The sequence below is a fragment of the Alcanivorax nanhaiticus genome, from assembly GCF_000756665.1.
Classification (GTDB): domain Bacteria; phylum Pseudomonadota; class Gammaproteobacteria; order Pseudomonadales; family Alcanivoracaceae; genus Alcanivorax; species Alcanivorax nanhaiticus.
The window spans coordinates 290,470-309,081 of the sequence record NZ_ARXV01000002.1 but is presented as its reverse complement, the minus strand read 5'-3'; the positions used below and the strand labels follow the sequence as shown (position 1 = coordinate 309,081).

At 56.2% G+C, this 18,612-nt stretch carries 16 protein-coding genes; 10 read left to right on the top strand and 6 right to left on the bottom strand.

What is annotated here, in order from left to right:
* Nucleotides 1–615 carry a hypothetical protein gene (locus Y5S_RS03580; protein ID WP_035230444.1) on the bottom strand — a complete coding sequence of 205 codons (615 nt, stop codon included), beginning with the start codon at nucleotides 613–615 and terminating at the stop codon, nucleotides 1–3.
* Between the two features lie 44 nt (nucleotides 616–659).
* Complete coding sequence (locus Y5S_RS03575) at nucleotides 660–1,409, bottom strand: SURF1 family protein (protein WP_035230443.1); 750 nt, start codon at nucleotides 1,407–1,409, stop codon at nucleotides 660–662.
* 142 nt (nucleotides 1,410–1,551) lie between these two features.
* Between Y5S_RS03575 and Y5S_RS03570 the strand changes: the two genes are divergently transcribed.
* The gene (locus Y5S_RS03570) at nucleotides 1,552–1,830 is read left to right on the top strand and encodes a twin transmembrane helix small protein (protein ID WP_035230442.1); all 279 of its coding nucleotides are present in this window, start codon (nucleotides 1,552–1,554) and stop codon (nucleotides 1,828–1,830) included.
* Between the two features lie 448 nt (nucleotides 1,831–2,278).
* Here Y5S_RS03570 and Y5S_RS03565 read toward each other — a convergent pair whose 3' ends face one another.
* Nucleotides 2,279–2,617 (bottom strand): DUF1820 family protein, encoded by a 339-nt coding sequence (locus Y5S_RS03565; protein ID WP_035230441.1) that lies wholly within the window; start codon nucleotides 2,615–2,617, stop codon nucleotides 2,279–2,281.
* A 392-nt stretch (nucleotides 2,618–3,009) separates the two neighbouring features.
* Here Y5S_RS03565 and coxB point away from each other — a divergent pair, with 392 nt between their 5' ends.
* From coxB to Y5S_RS03520, 9 genes are all read left to right on the top strand, one after another.
* Entirely contained in the window at nucleotides 3,010–4,218 is a 1,209-nt protein-coding gene (gene coxB, locus Y5S_RS03560) for a cytochrome c oxidase subunit II (RefSeq protein ID WP_035230440.1), read from the top strand.
* 14 nt (nucleotides 4,219–4,232) lie between these two features.
* Nucleotides 4,233–5,840 carry a cytochrome c oxidase subunit I gene (ctaD, locus tag Y5S_RS03555; RefSeq protein WP_035230439.1) on the top strand — a complete coding sequence of 536 codons (1,608 nt, stop codon included), beginning with the start codon at nucleotides 4,233–4,235 and terminating at the stop codon, nucleotides 5,838–5,840.
* 21 nt (nucleotides 5,841–5,861) lie between these two features.
* Nucleotides 5,862–6,440 carry a cytochrome c oxidase assembly protein gene (locus tag Y5S_RS03550; RefSeq protein WP_035230438.1) on the top strand — a complete coding sequence of 193 codons (579 nt, stop codon included), beginning with the start codon at nucleotides 5,862–5,864 and terminating at the stop codon, nucleotides 6,438–6,440.
* A 28-nt stretch (nucleotides 6,441–6,468) separates the two neighbouring features.
* Nucleotides 6,469–7,347 (top strand): cytochrome c oxidase subunit 3, encoded by an 879-nt coding sequence (locus tag Y5S_RS03545; RefSeq protein WP_035230437.1) that lies wholly within the window; start codon nucleotides 6,469–6,471, stop codon nucleotides 7,345–7,347.
* 308 nt (nucleotides 7,348–7,655) lie between these two features.
* A complete protein-coding gene (locus Y5S_RS03540) occupies nucleotides 7,656–8,237 on the top strand; it encodes a hypothetical protein (RefSeq protein ID WP_035230436.1) in 582 nt (193 codons plus the stop codon).
* A gap of 84 nt (nucleotides 8,238–8,321) precedes the next feature.
* Nucleotides 8,322–9,425: a PorV/PorQ family protein gene (locus Y5S_RS03535; protein ID WP_035230435.1), complete on the top strand. Its 1,104-nt coding sequence runs from the start codon at nucleotides 8,322–8,324 to the stop codon at nucleotides 9,423–9,425.
* A 51-nt stretch (nucleotides 9,426–9,476) separates the two neighbouring features.
* On the top strand, nucleotides 9,477–11,423 hold the full coding sequence (locus Y5S_RS03530; protein WP_081939647.1) for a caspase family protein: 1,947 nt from the start codon (nucleotides 9,477–9,479) through the stop codon (nucleotides 11,421–11,423).
* On the top strand, nucleotides 11,423–12,532 hold the full coding sequence (locus Y5S_RS03525; RefSeq protein WP_035230433.1) for an LPP20 family lipoprotein: 1,110 nt from the start codon (nucleotides 11,423–11,425) through the stop codon (nucleotides 12,530–12,532). Before Y5S_RS03530 ends, Y5S_RS03525 begins: the two co-directional genes overlap by 1 nt.
* 14 nt (nucleotides 12,533–12,546) lie before the next feature.
* A complete protein-coding gene (locus Y5S_RS03520; protein WP_035230432.1) occupies nucleotides 12,547–13,902 on the top strand; it encodes a hypothetical protein in 1,356 nt (451 codons plus the stop codon).
* Nucleotides 13,903–14,149: 247 nt separating this feature from the next.
* On the opposite strand, the gene Y5S_RS19820 is transcribed toward Y5S_RS03520, so the two are convergent.
* From Y5S_RS19820 to rapA, 3 genes are all read right to left on the bottom strand, one after another.
* Nucleotides 14,150–14,608: a hypothetical protein gene (locus tag Y5S_RS19820; protein WP_231552615.1), complete on the bottom strand. Its 459-nt coding sequence runs from the start codon at nucleotides 14,606–14,608 to the stop codon at nucleotides 14,150–14,152.
* Nucleotides 14,609–15,037: 429 nt separating this feature from the next.
* Complete coding sequence (locus tag Y5S_RS03510) at nucleotides 15,038–15,691, bottom strand: alpha/beta hydrolase (protein ID WP_035230637.1); 654 nt, start codon at nucleotides 15,689–15,691, stop codon at nucleotides 15,038–15,040.
* A 2-nt stretch (nucleotides 15,692–15,693) separates the two neighbouring features.
* Nucleotides 15,694–18,579, bottom strand: coding sequence for an RNA polymerase-associated protein RapA (gene rapA / locus Y5S_RS03505; RefSeq protein WP_035230431.1), 2,886 nt, complete (start codon nucleotides 18,577–18,579; stop codon nucleotides 15,694–15,696).
* Nucleotides 18,580–18,612: the final 33 nt, after the last annotated feature.

Below are 18,612 nucleotides of genomic sequence, written 5' to 3'. Positions count from 1 at the left end.
TTAACCGATCAGAGACCCTTTAAGGGTGCGTTTGAGGTCCAAACGGATGTTCTCCGCTTCTTCCAGTGTGGCTTCCATGTTCTCGTGCGTGGGATAACGCATGAAAATCTGGCCGTCCGGGCTGACCAGAAAGATATCGCCGATGGGCTGGCTGGTGTTGGGGCTGTAGACCGGTTCCAGTGCACCTTGAACCGTTGCCAGGTCGGCATCGATGGAAATCATGCCTTCCACGTTGTCGTCCAGGAACTCTGTCAGGCTGTCGGCAGCGGGGGCGGTATGAACGATGACCCGGCGTACCCGGTCGATATCTTCGCCCAGAGCCAGGCGCACCTGACGAATCTGATAATAGAGGCCGTTCTTGCAGCGGGTGTCACACTCGCTGTCTGCTATATAAAGGATGGACCACATGCCTTGGGTGTCATCGGCGTCAAACAGATGTCCGGCACCATCGTTGGCCTGTAGAGCCGCAATATCAATATGGGGAATGAGTAGCTGGCCCTTGTTCTGGCGTGGCAGTTCCCATGGGTTGATCAGGAAGCGGCCAGCCAGGGCAAACAGCACAAAGGGGCTGATGATGGCGACCAGGGTAACGATGTTTTTCGTTTTCGGTGACATATCAGTGTCTGTTCTCCGCAGTGTCGCAGCTGGTTGCGGACACTTTATTGTAGCTTGCCGGTCAGGCGGCGTTTCTGGGCTCGGGTGCCGGCGAATAGAAAAATCACCAGCGCAGCGATGGCAAGCCCCAGCCATTGCAAGGCATAGGCCTTGTGTTGTTGCGGGCCCATAACAGTAATGTCTTGCCAGTGTCGAGGCAGGGGGGAGAGCCCGCCCAGCGACAGTTCCGGTTTCACCCGGATTTCAAAGGGCGCCAATTCTACCCCAAGTTTTTCGCCAATGGCGTGAAAATCCACTTTTTGTACCCGCAGGGGCCACTGATTGTCGGGCAATTGTTCGTCTTTCAGCACAAACGCCTCCCCGGGGGATTGGTAGACGGTGCCCTCGAGCTCAATTTCGCCTTCCGCAACGGGTATCTCGGGTAGTACATCGCGTCGGGCGCCCCGGGGCAGCCACCCCCGGTTGACCAGCACCCACAGTCCTTCCCTGGTCTGCATGGGGCTGAGCAGATGGTATCCCGCCACCCCGTTGAGTATGCGGTTATCCAGCAAAACCGGATGAGCATTGTCTATCTGGCCCTCCAGCCGGGCACGGCGATGCTGTGGGGAGGGGGTAGCGAGCAAGGAGGAAAGGTTGGCGGGTGGGAGTTTGGCCTGCTGTTGTTGGCTCTCCAACCAAACCCGTTTCTCCTCGGCGCGTTCCAGCTGCCACCAGCTCAGGCGCAGGCAGGTGCCGATCACGATAAAAACGGCGATCAACGCCAGGTAGGCTTTGAGGCGAGTGCGCGTTGCCATAGGGAATCTCAGCCTGGGGCATTTGGGCTGCCGGTCTTTTGTGTGCAGCGAGGCAGCGGATGATTACAATGGCGGCACATTCTACATAGGACTGCCCGGTGCGGCCATGTGCGCGTAACCGGTTGAGGAGCGACGGCTATATATGTGGTGGGTAAAGCTGATTGTTATTGTGCTGCTACTGGCGGCGGTGTTTTCTCTGGGGCGGGCATTGATGGCGCTGGTTCGGGGGGAGAAGGGTGAAAACAAATCCAAAACCATGCGGGCGTTGGCCTGGCGGGTTGGCTTCTCTGCTTTGGTTTTCCTTTTTATTTTGTTCAGCATGTTGATGGGCTGGATCACGCCCCATGATGTGAATCCGAACCTTTTGCATGGGAAGCCTATTCATCAACAGGCTCCGGCGGAAAACGGCGCGGCAGAGTAAAATACCGGTAAAACTGTGCGGCCAGGGCGAACCTGGTGGTGCGCGGAGACTCTATAGCCCCGTGATCTGCTTTTTTCAGGAGTCGGCAATGGTGGTTATGCGTTTGATATTACTGGTGTTTGTGCGCCTGGTGGCTCGTGCTGAGCGCCTGGCGCAGCAGCGAATGGGTGCTGATATGGGCATATTCCAGGACTCAGTTGCAGGCAGGGTGGCGAATTTTTCCCGGAATAGGGAACTTTTTACGCAGCCCCGTGACTAATACCACGTAACAACGTTTTCTCCTCATAAAGATATATCAGGCAACCCCTAAGGGCGTACGATGGCATCGGCGCCCTGTTTTTTTGCCTGTTTGGTGCCCTTCTGGGGTTTTCTGGGTTCTCGCAAGGCGTATTTATCCCCCTCTGCCAGTGCCTTTGCGGGCTTGAGGGCGCGGCCGCGCTCGAGAAATTTATTTGTCTCTTGGCGGCGCGGGCGGGAAGGGCAGAGTGGCAATGTTGGGTCCCCTGGCCTCAGAAATCTTCATCGGGCCTTCTTTTTTCACCTCATCAATGCGGATGATGGCGTGGGTCGGAATGTAGGAACGAATCACATCCGTGAATTCGCTTTTCAGTTTTTCCTCTGCCGGGTCCACCACCACACCCGAGCGCTCCCCAAACCGGAATTCTTCCACCTCGATAAAGCCGTACAGATCGCTCTGGTATATCTGTCCGGCATAGATTTCGTAAGTTTTTCCATTGTTCAGGAATATCACTCGGTAAATCTGGCGATCTTCAGGCGTGGCAGGCATGGAAAGGTCCGCTGGATTGCAGAAAAAGGCGGCGGAGTCTAGCACAAAATGTCACGCTGCATCTGCCTGAAATGCTTGATAAACCCTACCGTTTGGCTGGACTTTGCCCATGCGAATGACTAGAGTTGGCGCCCATAAATGCAATAGGGCATTTTGCCGCACCCTGGTCAAACTGATGGATCCCCAGCTGTTGGGAACTAGCTGGTTGATTTCATTGGTATTGCGCCTGTGCGACGGCAGTAAATGACCACCCCCTTGGTCACTGTGGTCCACAGTTGGGTGTAGCGGATTCTCTGCGCATCAATCCTGAAACTTCGCTTTCCAGGTGCCGGTAACGGCAAAGAACAAGCGTGCCCATAGAGGCATCGCTGGGGAAAACAGGGAGCAAACGCATGCAGTCAACTCTGTTCCACCGCGCGGCGGCGGGTCTAACGGCACTGATGATCAGTGGCATGACCTACGCCAGCGACTGGACCGAACGTTCCAACCTTGACCTGCGACCCGGTGTTACCGAGGTCAGCCAGGATATTCAAGATCTTCACACCACCGTTCTCTGGATTGTGACCGTTATCGGTCTGCTGGTGTTCGGCCTGATCGTGGTTTCCATGATCCGCCATCGCCGCTCCAAGAACCCGAATCCTGCCACCTTCCACGAGCATGTACTGCTGGAAGTCCTGTGGACCGTGATTCCCTTTATCATCCTGATCGCCATGGCTGTGCCCGCCACCCGCGTGCTGGTTCAGTTGGATGATACGGCCGAATCAGCGTTGACCGTGAAGGTGACCGGCTACCGCTGGAAGTGGAGCTACGAATACCTGACGTACGAAGACGACAATGATATTGGTGTGTCCTTCTTCTCCAACCTGGCGACCCCGCCCGAGCAGTACAACAACCCCGTATTGTCCGGCGGACTGTTCCCCTACGGTACTGCCAAAGACCTGGTCGGCAAGGAAGCTCCCGAGAAGGATCACAACTATCAGCTGACCGTTGATAACAAGCTGGTTATCCCGTCAGGCCAGAAGGTTCGGTTCCTGGTGACCTCTGATGACGTCATCCACTCCTTCTGGATCCCGGACTTCGGCGGCAAGAAGGACGCGATTCCCGGTTTCGTGAATGAGATGTGGGCGCTGGTGCCGGAAGGTAAGGAAGGCACCTACTACGGTCAGTGTGCTGAGCTGTGTGGCAAGAACCACGCCTTCATGCCGATTGCGGTAGAAGTGGTAACCCAGGACGACTTCAAAGCCTGGATTGCTGAAGAGAAAGAGAAGGCGGCTTCTGGGCCGGATCTGACTCCGTTCTCCGATCTTGATCAGGCCATGGAAGAGGGTCAGCAGGTTTACGCTTCTGCCTGTGCTCTGTGTCACGGTGCCAACGGTGAAGGCGGCATCGGTCTGCCGTTTGCCGGTACCGACTTTGCCACCAAGAGTGAGCACCTGAACGAACATATCGACGTGCTGGTGAATGGCCGTGCTGCCATGCCTGCATTCAAGGCTCAGCTGACTCCGCGCCAGATTGCGGCGGTAGTTACCTACGAGCGTAACGCTTTCGGCAACGACACCGGCGATCTGATTCAGCCCGCCGATGTTAACGACCACGAATAAGGGAGGGGATAGCAATGTCTACTGCAGCTGCAACCCATGATGATCACCACGATCATCACCACGCCCCGACCGGCCTGAAACGCTGGCTGTTCAGCACCAACCACAAAGATATCGGTACCCTGTACCTGTGGTTCAGCTTCGCCATGTTCCTGGTTGGCGGCTTCATGGCCATGGTAATTCGTGCCGAGCTTCTCGAGCCCGGCATGCAGTTCGTGGATCCGGAGTTCTTCAACCAGATGACCACCGTACACGGTCTGGTCATGGTGTTTGGTGCGGTTATGCCCGCCACGGTTGGCCTGGCCAACTGGATGATCCCGCTGATGATTGGTGCGCCGGATATGGCGCTGCCGCGGATGAACAACTGGTCCTTCTGGATCCTGCCGTTCGCCTTCGGCATCCTGATCTTCGCCGTGCTGATGAGCGCCTTCGGTGCCGGTAACCCCAGCGCGCCGAACTTCGGCTGGACCTTCTACGCGCCGCTGTCTACCAAGTACGGTCCGGCGTCTACCGACCTGTTCATCCTGTCCGTTCACATGATGGGTATTTCCTCCATCATGGGTGCGATCAACGTGGTGGTAACCGTCTTCAACATGCGTGCCCCTGGCATGACCCTGATGAAGATGCCGCTGTTCGTATGGACCTGGCTGATCACTGCCTTCCTGCTGATTGCCGTGATTCCGGTACTGGCAGGCGTGGTGACCATGATGCTGACTGACCGTCACTTCGGCACCAGCTTCTTCGATGCCGCTGGCGGCGGTGACCCGGTTCTGTTCCAGCACGTGTTCTGGTTCTTCGGGCACCCCGAGGTGTACATCATGATCCTGCCGAGCTTCGGTATCGTGTCAGCGATCATTCCGGCCTTCGCCCGCAAGCCGCTGTTCGGTTACGCCTCCATGGTGTACGCGACCGCGTCCATCGCGCTGCTGTCCTTCGTAGTATGGGCGCACCACATGTTCACCGTGGGCATGCCGCTGGCCGGCACCCTGTTCTTCATGTACATGACCATGCTGATCTCCGTGCCCACCGGCGTGAAGGTGTTCAACTGGGTCGCTACCATGTGGCGCGGTTCCATGACCTTCGAGCTGCCGATGAAGTGGGCGATTGCCTTCGTGATCCTGTTCACTTGTGGTGGTCTGTCTGGCCTGATGCTGGCGATCACTCCGGTAGACTTCCAGTACCATGACACCTACTTCGTAGTGGCTCACTTCCACTATGTGCTGGTGACCGGTGCCATCTTCTCCATCTTCGCTGCTGCTTACTACTGGCTGCCAAAGTGGTCCGGTGTGATGCCCAGCAAGCTGCTTGGCGAGCTGCACTTCTGGAACTCACTGATTTCTGCGAACCTGCTGTTCTTCCCGATGCACTTCGTGGGTCTGGCGGGCATGCCGCGTCGTTACGCTGACTACGCGCTGCAGTTTGCGGATTACAACTTCTGGATTTCCATTGGTGGCTTCTGGTTCGGTCTGTCCCAGGTGATCTTCCTGGTGGTCGCAGTACGCTGTGCCATGAAGAAAGGCGAGCCGGCTCCGGCCAAGCCCTGGGAAGGTGCAGAAGGTCTGGAATGGGAAGTGCCGTCTCCGGCGCCGTTCCACACTTTTGACACCCCGCCGGTGGTCAAGTAACAGACGCGTAGCGAGGGCACTATGAGCGAGAATCAGCCACTCAGCGTAGAGCAGCGCAACAAGCGTACGCTGAAAAAGCTGGTGATCTGGGCCATAGCCATGTTTGGCTTTGCCTTTCTCATGGTGCCTTTTTACAACGTGATCTGTGATATCACTGGACTAAATGGCAAGACATCCAGTACGGCCGCCACCGATGCTCCGGCAGAGGTTGTTGAAGACCGTACCGTGACAGTGGAATTCATTACCCAGAAAGGGGATGGCATCAGCGGTGAATTCACCTCTGAGACCAAGCGGGTAAAGGTACATCCGGGTGAAATCACCTTGGTTCACTTTTATGCCAGCAATCCCACGGATTCGGACATGGTGACCCAGAGCATCCCATCGGTAAGCCCGGGGATAGCGGCGCGCTACCTGCACAAGACCCAGTGTTTCTGCTTCGACCAGCAGACTCTGGCAGCAGGTGAACGCAAGGACATGCCGATGATCTTCTATCTGGATCCGGAAATTCCCAGTCACATTAACCAATTCACTCTGTCATATACGATTTTTGATGTGACGGAGCGGGTCGCCGGTAAAAACAACAGCGTGGCTGTGAACTGATAACAGCCGGTTGTAGAGGAGAATTTTAATGGCTACTGACAAGTATTACGTACCGGAAAGCAGCCCCTGGCCGCTGACCGCTTCTATCGGTCTGTGCATGACCGCAGTGGGCGGTGCCCACTTTATCCAGCAAAGCACCATGGCTGATATGGAGCCGAGCTTCTCGGGCAAGCCCCTGTTCTTCCTGGGTCTGGCCTGGCTGCTGGTAGTGGTGGCCTTGTGGTGGCGTGACACCATCAAGGAATCTGTCACCGGGTTGCACAGCAACCAGCTGGGCGGCTCTTACCGCCAGGGTATGCTGTGGTTCATCTTCTCCGAGGTGATGTTCTTTGCGGCTTTCTTCGGTGCCATGTTCTACACCCGCTGGCTGATCATTCCGTGGCTGGGCGGTGAGGGCTCCAATGCCATGACTCACGAGCTGCTGTGGCCTGAATTCCAGCCCATGTGGCCGCTCACAGAAACCCCTGATGGCACCACCACCACCCCCATGGGGGCGTGGGGCTTGCCTGCGATCAACACCGCTATCCTGCTGGTGTCCTCTATTACCCTGACCATTGCCCACCATGCCTTGCTGGAAGGCAAGCGCGGCACCCTGATCCTGTTCCAGGCAATGACTGTGGCACTGGGTGTCATCTTCCTGGGCCTGCAGGCTCTGGAATATGTTCACGCCTATGACATGGGGCTGACTCTGGATGCGGGTATCTATGGCAGCTTGTTCTTCCTGTTGACCGGTTTCCACGGTGCCCACGTGACCATCGGTACCATCTTCCTGCTGGTAACCCTGATTCGAGTGATCAAGGGACACTTCAGTGAAGACAACTGCTTTGCCTGGGAAGCGGGTGCTTGGTACTGGCACTTTGTGGACGTGGTATGGCTGTTCCTGTTCGTGACGGTGTACTGGTTGTAAGAGCCGCTACACGCGTCACGCAACAAGCAGCACGCAAAACGCGCCCTTCGGGGCGCGTTTTTTTTGGTTCCTTGCAGATTTGAGAGAAGGTTGCGGGTTTCTGGTTGGACGTCAGATGTCTGACCAGCCTGTTTTCTCACCAATCCACAATGAATCTTTCGGGGGAAAGACGGACACTGGATCAGAAAAAATAACCGTATACCCAATTTGGGGTATGACGGTTTGATGACGCTTTTGTATTGTGTCCGGGAAAGTCTAATGAAGGGGTCCGGTGCGGGTTTGCCGGAAATAATTGTTCTGGAGGGATCATGAAGTCTCTATTTAGTGTTTCTGCTGTGGCTTGCGCCATCATGCTGTCTGGCTGTGCCAACAAGGAAGTGAACGAAACGGCGACGCCGGATGACATAAAGCTGCCGGTTTGGGTACTTAACCCTCCTAATCAGGAGCAATTTGTGGGTACTGATTGCATGGCGTTCAACGGCAACATGAACATCACCAAGCAGGCTTCATCCGCTAATTCGCGCCTTGAGTTGGCCAACCAGATTGGGGTGGCTGTGGATGGTCTGGCTGAAACCATGGCCAACCGGACCGGTGTGGGCAATGGCGAAACCGCTGAAGGTTCCGATTTTACCTCTGTATCTGAGCAGTTGACTCAACAGAGCCTGAATGGCTCGGTGCTGGAAGCCGTGGATTTCGGCACGATCGAAGGCAAGACCCAGCTGTGCACCATGTGGGTATTGAATGGTGAGCGTTCCAAGGCCCTGTTCAAAAACCTGGTGAAGGCCAGTGGTGCCAGTCTGAATGCCCAGGATGAGGATGTGCTGTATCAGAAATTCCTTTCCTCCCAGGCCCGTGAGCGTCTGGACGCAGCGCGTAACCGCAGCAACTAAAACAGCTGCCGTTTTTGTATGGCTGGCTCCTGAGGGTGGAGTCAGCCGGTTTTATCTTTTCGCTTGAGAATACGTTGGGGACACATGTACAAGAAAATTATTGCCACTACCTCCTTGCTGCTTGCTGCACAGCAGGCTGCTGCCCTGGAAGAGTTCTACACCGCGCCAGGTGCTCGCGCCATGGCCATGGGTGGAGCCTTTACTGCTGTGGCTGCTGACAGCAGCACCATTTGGTACAACCCTGCCGGTTTGGGTTTTCTGCCCAGCAATGCCATGGATATCACTGCTGATTACGGTAGCGTGATCGTGGGTGAAGAAGACCCGGTACTTAACGCCGATGGCAAGTATGAGCTGTACAAGACGGATAACGAGCTGAAGTACCTGGGCTTTAGTGGTAAAGGCTTTGGTATTGCCTACTTCCGTCCCTATGATTTCAATACGTTGGCCACGACTGATAGCGGCCAGAATGTTCGAGTGCGTACTGAATATCAGGAGCTGAAGTTCGGTTTCGGTTTTGACATGAACGAATATGTCGCGATTGGCGGCACGATTGACATGGTCATGCAGGATACCGACTCAAACTGTAATTCCTGTGACGAGTCTGATGGTGAATCCGCTATGGGGTTCACCCTCGGCGCGCTTGGTAAATGGACGCTGGATGAAGCGAGTCACACAGTATTCCAGGCCGGTGCCACTTTCCGTTCGGATACAGATGTGGATGTGGTTCTGGGTGATTTGGAAGACCTGCCAAACCGACCGGAAGTCTTGAGCCTGGGCGTTGCGCTGAAGCGCCCCTTCACCCTCGGTGGCTGGTCGTTGCATGCGACCGGAACCGTACAGCGTGATGATATTTCTTACGCCAAAGTGCGCTACCTGGGGCAGAGCACGCCGATTGCGGTGGATCACGAGCGGACTGCCTATGGTGTGGAAATGCAGTTCATTACTCCCGCAAATCACAACTTCTTTGTTCGCTTGGGTGGCTATGAGTCTGAAGCTGATGGCGGTGACTCGGCATTCAAACCTTATTCTGAAGGGGTTGAGGCGAATACCGCAGGCTTGGGCGTGATGTTCGAAAGCTGGGTAATCGATTACGCCATTGAGAACCGTACTATCCTGAAATCAGACTTCTCCAACGTCGATGATCAGGACGAGACGCTGTACAGCTTCTCTATTTCCCGAGTACTTTGATGGGTTGCGGCCACCGGGGGGAGGTGGCCGCATTTGCTATTGGGGAGAGTCATGATCAGATCATGTTTGCTTGTTGCTGGGTTGATGCTGTCTGGCGTGTCTTTCGCAGACGATAACCAAGCGCTGGAATATTATCAGCAGGGATATCGTGCGGAGTCCCGTGGCAGCACAGAAGAAGCCATTTCACTCTATCGCAAGGCGTTGGCCGAGCGTTCCTACGATGGCCGGATCACTATTCCCGGCAAGGTTCACTACGAGTGGTACGAGACCCCTCGGGGGATGGCGCGCCGAAAAGTTGAGAGCGGCGGCAGCAGCGAGCCTTACTATCCTGAGCAGCGGATGAATGCGCTGCTTGCCAAGGTCGAACGCGAACGCCGTGAGCTGCAGAACGATGAGCAGCGTCGCCAGAAATTCATGAATCCGCCGCAGTTGCTGGTGACGGCAGAATTGCTGGATGCCGGCAATGACAAGGCCATCGATGGTGGCGAAAGCGGCAAGCTTTTGGTGACGGTTCAGAACAACGGACAAAGCCGTGCGGATCAGGTTGTCCTCAAGCTGGATTCCAACAGCTACGCCCTGCAGCATGATTCCAGCGTTAGCATCGGCAGCATTGAGCCGGGCAAAAGTCTGGTGCGAGCGATTCCCTATCAAGCAGGGAAAACCCTGCGTGATGGTCCTCTCAAGCTGAAAATTTCCGCCAGGGAAAAAGACGGCTTCGATTCCCGAGATCTTTCCCTGGAAACCCTGGCGAGAGCCTTTCAACCCGCCAAGCTACAAATTGCCAGACAGGAAATTCGCCGTGGCGAAGGCAGCCTTCTGCTTGTCAGCTATGACATTGTTAACCAGGGCAAAGGGGTGGCAAGAGACGTGACCGTGGCGATGACGACTGATGATCGGGTCATTCTTCGCAACGAATCAGATTTGAAGAAAAGAATCGGCACACTGGCACCCAATGAAATGCGCACTGTGGAAGTAGGACTTTATACCAGTCTGCGCAGTGGTGATGGATTGAAGCTGGCTCTGCAAGTGACTGAGGCGGATAACGCTGGGGGCTTGAGCCAGCGTCTGGCTCTGAATGTGCCCGACGCTTCTTCTGGTGGGATGGGAATGGGGTCAGTGGCCTACACCCCTGTTGCCGCTCCGGTGGCGATTGATAATGTGGGTTTGGATATTCCTTCCGGCGCGGTTCGTGAGGATATGGCCGTTGGTGTCATCATTGGTAACAGCAACTACCAGAATCTGGATCCGGTTCGCTATGCCGCTCAGGATGCCCGTACAGTGTCCGATTATGTGGTCAAGGCCATGGGCTATTCCCGGGATAATGTACGGCTTGAGCGGGATATGACTTCCAGGGAATTCCGGCGTCTGTTCGGCACGCGAGAGCGAAGCTTCAAAGATGGAGCGCTGTACCGTCATGTGGAATTGAATGCACGTCGACAAGAAAATCCGCCAGTTTTTATTTATTACTCTGGGCATGGAGCTCCATCTTTGGATGGGGAGGGTAAGGCCTACCTCGTGCCTGTGGATACTCCCCTGCGTGATCTGGCCTATGACGGTTTCCCTCTGGATGATTTCTACGCAAGCGTTGCGGCATTGCCCAGTAACAATGTGACTGTTGTTATTGATTCCTGTTTTTCTGGCAATCCCAATGACAGCATGCTCCAGAAAGACATCAGCCCGGCACTGTTGAAACCGGCGGACACCATCACCCCCGTTGGTATGGGTAATGCCTCAGTATTCACCAGTACTTCGCCTGATCAGGTCAGTTACTGGTATAGCGAAGCCCGGCATAGTCTGTTTACCTATTATTTCCTCAAAGGGTTGAGAGGGAGTGCGGATGGTGATCGTGACCATCGTATTACCAGTGGGGAATTGCATGAGTATCTCAGTTGGAATGTGGCCAACTATATTCTCAAGGCGAATAAACCCAGCGATCAGACACCCCAGTTGGTGGGAGATAGCCATCGGGTAATGGCCGTTTATGCGGGAGCGCGATAGTGCCGCTGAATAACTGGCTGATGACTGGTCTGGCGATGGCGTTATTGTCCGCCCATCCGTCAGCGTTGGCCTGGTTTGGTAAAAACAAGGATGACGACAAGGTCTATGCGTCATCCTGTGCCCAGACCCTCGCCGAGGTAGATGGCGTTGTGATCGTGCGTGGCTATGGGCAGGGGGCAAGTTTCCAGCAGGCCAAGGTGGAAGCATTAAAGGATATTTCTGAGCGCATCAGTGTTCAGGTGACAGGTAAGAGTGTCTCCCGATCCCAGCTTCAAAACGGCCAGGAAAGCAGTTCGTTCCAGTCTTCGGCACAGATCGATACCCAGCTGCGTATTCAGCAGGCGATACAGGTTTGCTCCGATAATGAGGACCCATCCGGTGATTGGCATGTGGTGTTCGAGTTCGATACTCGCAGTGCGGTACAGCAGCTGGCAGCTTCGCTAAACCGCAAGCTTGCGGGCAAGCCGGTTCGGCTGGAAGGCAATGAGTACCTGCTGGGTTCGCAACTGGTTAACGAGCTTCGTTCCAGTCTGCGTGATGGCCGAGGTCAGGACGCGCAGGCTCTGCTGCTTTCTCTGAAGCGTCAGCATGGTGGCTGGTATCTGGCGGCCGGGGATCAGCAGGTTCGTCTTACCGATGATGATATCTTTCAGAGCATGCATTTCCCCGGTTCCTCCGAGTTGATCTTGTCACTGATCAAGACGGCAGATACTGGCCGACAGCTTGATCAATTACTGGCGGGGGATCAGTTTTCCCTGCGTGTGGATAGCACCCTCGAAGGTTTTCTGTCGGTGTTCAATATCTATGCGGATGGGCGGGTCTCTGTCCTGACTGCCAATCAGCCAATTGATGAAGGTGGTTTGAAAATTCTGCCGGGTGGCAACATGACCTATGAGGCGGGATTACTGGAACGCGGCAAAGCCGCCAAGGATGTCTACCTGGCGATAGTGACCAACGAACGTATCCAGTCCGCCACGATTCATCACCTGCGCGAGAGCCGAGGCATGGTGGAAGGGGAGTCCAGCTACCAGCTCCATCGCTTGTTTAACGTGCTCAATGATTCACACCCCAGTGTGAGTTCCCTGGTCATCACGACCCTGCCTCTTTGAGGATGGATTGCGTCATGCTGCGAAAAACATTTCTGTGTCTGAGCCTTACTCTGATTCCGCTTGTTCATGCCGATGATTTTTCCCAATGGAAAGCGGCCCATGAACAAAACTTTCAGGCTCACTTGAGTAGCCAGCAGAAGCAGTTCAGGAAAATGCTTGAGGATGACTGGGCGGCATTTACCGGGCAGCAGGGTGAAGTGCGTGATCCTGTGCCAAAGCCGGTGGATCCTCCTGTGTTGGTGAAGGAAGACGAACCCGAGCCGCAGCCCGCGCCAAAACCTCCTGAGCCGAAGCCTCCCGCCCCGGTTGTGCCCCCAGCGGGTGATACCGTGTTGTTCATCGGTCATCGTCTGACGCCGCCCTCGTGGTCCGTCTCCCTGCCGGGCAATTACCGTTCAGAAGCCGCGTTGGTCGATGCGTACACCGCATTGGCAACCAGTGATTATCAGGCCACGCTGAGCTGGCTGGAAAATAACAGGAAGGCATTGTCCCTGGGTGATTGGGGGCTTTGGCAGCTGATCCGCATGGTTACAGAAGGCCACGCCGCGCGTGCGGATGACGCCACCCTGATGCAGTGGTTCCTGTTGGTAGAAATGGGACGAGATGTACGTCTCGGCTATGCAGATCAGCAGGTGGTATTGCTGACCCACGTCCAGCAAATGCTCTATGGACGGAGTTACTACACGCTTGATGGGCAGAAATATTATGATCTGGCGGATGCGATTGAGGGTGGTGTTTCGCTGCATATTCATGGCGAGCAAAGTGATGCTGATTCGTTTGATCTGGCGTTCCATCAGCATCCGGTGACGAACCCTGATTATGGTCAGCGCGAACTTCGTCACGGCGATAACCAGCTGACTTTCGAGTTTGATCGGGAGCTGGCCCGCTACTATGGCAATTATCCAATCATGGATCTGAAATATTACTTTGCCGCGCCGTTCAGTGATTCTGTATTGGCCTCTTTGCAGTCTTCCTGGGCCAGCCTTGATGATCGCTATGAGAGCGACCTGGACAAGTTGAATGCGCTGATGCAGCTGATTCAGTTTGGCCTGGTATACGAAACCGACCAGGAGCAGTTTGGCCGTGAGCATTATCAACTGCCGGAAGAGCTGTTGTTCAATCCCGCTGCGGACTGCGAAGATCGGGCGATTTTCTTCACCAAGGCGGTGAGGGTACTGTTCCGGATGGATACGGTGGGTTTGCTATATCCTGGGCATGTTGCTGCTGCCGTTGCCCTGCCAGGTTCAGGCAGCCGCCTGACATTTGCCGGGCGGTCCTACCTGGTGACTGATCCAACCTATATCGGCTCACGCGCGGGGGATTCCATGCCCAAATACCAAAGAGCCTCTCCCGAGGTCATTACTTTCTGAATAGAAAGGGCAGATCTGTAGGAACCTCGCTCGAGAGGCGAACCCGAGCCTTGGCGAGGCTGCCACTTGCGTGTTTTCGCGGCTCAAGCGCCGCTCCTACGTGGGACTGCAGGGCTTCATCTCTTTGTAGGAGCGGCACTTGAGCCGCGAAAATATACGCGAATCGCGGCCGAACCCGGAGGAGATAGCACGCCTTCTCCTACTGTCCTCAGCAACGCATTAAGTGCGTTCGCTTTTTTGACGTTTCTCAGCGAATGCCGAATACATCGATGATGGTCTGGGTGGCGTCAATTACCCGGACCACCTCGTTGTCGATGATCACGTCGCTGACACCATCAATATGACGAATGTCGTCGTACACAGGCAGGCGCTGGCCGTTGTAATACAGGTCATCAGGCAGGCGTTGGCCTTTTTGCAACTTCTTTTGCCAGCCCGGAGGCAGTTTGCCGCCTCGCGCCACTTTCTTCTGTAAACCCGGTGGCAGGGATTCATAGTCGCGGCGGCTTAGATGTTGGCGCAGGGCTTCGCGTTCGCGCTGACTATAACGATAATCGGAATAATCGCGGTCGCGGCGGCTCTCCACCAGTTGTATCCGGGTATTGTCCTCGCGCTGGGCATTTTCCCAAGGCGGCCGAGCCTGGCTGAGGCCGGGAGTGGCGCTGAGCCCAAGCAGGGCGGTAAGGGTAAGCACGGAAGTCGTCTTCATGGGGTTCTCCTTATTCTCCGACCGTTCTGTCTGTCAGGTCTGACTTTCTATTCTGGCAATGGTGCCGCTGGAACGGGAACAAAATGTGTCTGGATGTGGCTGCAGTCACAAAGAATAGGGATTCAGGATGGAAGCAAAATGTGCAAACAAGGCGTAGGGAATGTGAAAAAGGGTAAAACGGGGGCAACCAGTTTCGAGGTACGAGAAGCGAGTTTCGAAAGGCAAAACCCCTGAACCTCGTGCCTGATTGTTGTCTTTTGATTTTCGAGACTCGGTACTCGAAACTCGCTTCTGGAATCCTTACCTCGCTTGGGCTCGGATCGCCTGCAGGTGGTGCGGGCGTTACTCCGCTGCGCTACATTCCTGTGACGGATGCTAGCGAGCGGTTCCGCGACGCAAAAAGGCCCGCCCGGCATCCGGGCAGAACTTTTACGCCAAGCGTTCGCGAAGCCATGCCCCGATATCGCGAATCTGTTCCAGGCACACCATGTGTTCCATGGGGTAGGTGCGATATTCGGGTGACAGGCCCATCTGCTTCAGGCTGGCGGCTGCCCGCTGGCCCAGTTGTTCGGGGACCACAGGGTCCATACTGCCGTGGCATACCATGACCGGGAGCTGAGCATTCGCGTCGTTCAGGGTAACCGGCATGGCCATGTAGGTGGACAGGGTGAGCAGACCGGCTAGGGGCTTGGGGTGTCGCAGGGCGCACTGGTAGGCGACAGCGCCACCCTGTGAGAAGCCGGCAACAATGATTCGTTCGGAAGGAATACCGCGATCCATCTCCCGTGCGATCAGCGCGTCTACTGCATCGGCGGAGGCCTGTACGCCGTTTTCGTCCACCTTGCGGTCGATATCCATGGCAAGGATGTCGTACCAGGCAGGCATGATCATGCCGCCATTCACGGTGACCGGAATTTCCGGTGCATGAGGAAACAGAAAACGCACGGGCAGGTCTGCCGGCAGCTGCAACTCAGGAACGATAGGCTCGAAGTCATGACCGCTGGCCCCCAGACCATGCAGCCAGATCACACTGGCGGTGGCGGGTTGTTTTAGCTCGATTTCGATGCATTCCAGCAAGGTCATGATCATTCTCCTCCAGCAACGATGACCCGCACCGCATTGAGTTGACATTGGGCATTGGAGAGCAGCTTTTCCAGCTGTGCGGTCTGGTTTTCCAGGGCGGTCACTTCTTCTTCGCGCACCGCCGGATTCTTGGCTTGCAAGGCTTTCAGACGCGCCAGCTCATGGGACTGCTCCTTGCGCATGGCTTCCAGAGAGGAGGCAATGATGGCCTCGGCTTCCTTGGCGGCGGCAGCTTCATTGCCCTTGAGCAACTTCTCCAGCAGAGGTTTCTGACTGGAGACGATCTTGCGACTCAGCGGCTTGTCCATTTTGTGGCATTGCTGGCTCAGGCCGTCATGGCTGATGGCCTGGCTGATGTTCTTGCCGTTGCCATCAAGCAGGTGGCGGATCACGGTGCAGGGCAGGAAGCGGTCTGCCTGCAGGTGGCGCGGGGCCATGGATTCCACCGTGTAGATGGCTTCGATCAGCAGGGTGCCGGCTTTAATGCGTGGGTTCTTGAGCAGGCTGACGGCCGCCTTGCCGCGGTCTTCGCCCAGCAGCATTTCCATGCTGCCGGTGACCATGGGATGTTCCCAGGTCATGAACTGCATGTCGTCCCGACTCAGGGCGGTGGCGCGATCATCGGTCATGGTGATGCCTTCGTCCGGCAGGCCCGGGAAGGCGTCACGCATGTGTGGGCCGGGCTTGAGGATCACAGCGGTGTCGGAATGTTCTTCCTGATCCACACCATAGCGATCAAACACACGTTGCATGAAGGGTAGCGGCGATGAATCGTCTGCTTCCTGCAAGGCGGCTTTCAGCGCATCAGCCTTGTCGCTGTCGCAGGAGCTGAGTTCCAGCAGCCGGTCGCGGCCGGTTTCCATCAGCGTATGCAGTTCGTCGGTAATCACACGGGTCTCTTCGACCAGCGCATCGATAGCGGTGTATTCCGGATCGCTACTCAACAGCGGCTCCAGGGCATCGCGGCTGCGCAGGTAGATATCGTGGCCGGCCGGGTTGGTGTGCTCAAAGGCATTCATCCCCTCGTGGTACCAACGGTACAGCACTTCCTGGGCGTGGCCTTCAAAGTAGGGCACATGAATCTGGATGTCTTCACGCTGACCGATGCGGTCCAGACGGCCGATGCGTTGTTCCAGCAGATCCGGGTTAAGCGGCAGATCCAGCAATACCAGATGATGGGCGAACTGGAAGTTGCGGCCCTCGGAGCCGATTTCCGAGCAGATCAATGCTTGGGCACCATCCACTTCGTCGGCGAAGAAGGCGGCGGCGCGGTCGCGCTCGATCAGGTCCATATCTTCATGGAACATGGCGATATTCATGCCCAGCTTGTAATTACAGTGGGCGTGCAAGTCGCTGGCAGTATGGCGGCTGGCGCAGATCACCAGCACTTTGTCGTGACGGTGCTGCTTAAAGAATTGTTCCAGCCAGCTAACGCGCGGATCCAGAGCGCACCAGCGATCATCGTGATAGAGGCTCTCAGGGTGCAGTTGGCCCTCAAGAGACTCATCGCTGTCGTAGCGGTACTCATCCGGCAGTGGCAGTGGGTAGCCATGGACAGTGCGCAGTGGGAAGCCGGCAATGTTGTGGCGGGTGTTGCGGAACATCACCCGGCCGGGGCCGGAGCGATCCAGCAATTCTGCGAGCACGGCTTCCCGGTTATCGTCGTCAATATTCATGTCCGGCAGCAATGCCTGGGCGCGGCTGATCAGATCCGCGTCCCAGCTTGGCTGGTCATGCAGATCACCGGCCAGTTGGGCGATTTCCTGGTAGTGGCTCTGCTCTTCCCGGAAAGCGGCCAGGCTGGGGTAACGATCCGGGTCCAACAGTCGCAGGCGGGCGAAGTGGCTTTCCAGTCCCAGCTGCTCGGGGGTGGCGGTGAGCAGCAGCAGGCCGCGAGCCTGGCGAGCCACGGCCTCAACTCGAAGGTAACCCTCGCTGGGAGCGTCTTCACTCCATTCCAGATGATGTGCTTCATCCACTACCAGCAGATCCCAGTCTGCCGCCGCTAGCTCGTCGATATCACATTCGGCCAGGAAATCCGTGCTGCAGAGAATCAGTTGTTCGGTCAGGAAGGGGTTGTCCTGGTTGCTGGGAGCTTCGCCTTTCTCTTCGGCAATGCTTTCTTCCGCGATAATCTGCGCCAGCATGTCTTTGATACTGGTTTCCGGCTGCAGGGCGTCGAGGCGTTCACGGTCGAAAATGGAGAAGTGCAAGTTGAAGCGACGCACCATCTCCACAAACCACTGATGGACGAGGGCAGGGGGGACCACCACCAGCACCCGGCTGGCACGACCAGTGAGCAGCTGCTGGTGCAGAATCAGCCCGGCTTCGATGGTCTTGCCGAGACCGACCTCATCGGCCAGCAATACCCGTGGAGCGTAACGGTTGGCCACCTGATCGGCGATGTAGAGCTGATGCCCAATATGGTCGATACGCGGCCCGCGCAGGCCTTTGATGCGGGATTGCTGCTGCACACAGTGTGCATTCAGGGCATCGACGCGCAGCTCAAACCAGCGATTGGAGGAGAGCTGATTGGACAGAAGTCGGTCCATTGCGGAGTTGAGTCGCAGGGTGTGTCCCAGCAAGGTTTCCGGTACTGGTTGAATGTTGTCCGGCTCGCCAGCCGGGTGGGCCATGTACACCTTGAGACCGTTAAGCTCGTTCACCTCGGCAACTGTCAGCTCCAGCTCCCCTTCGGTGCGAATGGTGTCGCCGGTATCAAAGGTGACGCGGGACAGCGGCGCGTTGTTGATGGCGTAGGTGCGCTCTTCTTCTACTGCCGGGTATTCCACGGTGACAAGCCGGTAGTCCAGCTCCTTGATGATGCCGAGACCCAGTTCGGTTTCGGATTCACTTAGCCAGCGCTGGCCGGGGGTAAAGTCAGTCATGGTTACAGCCGGTTATTTTCTGGGAGCCGAATT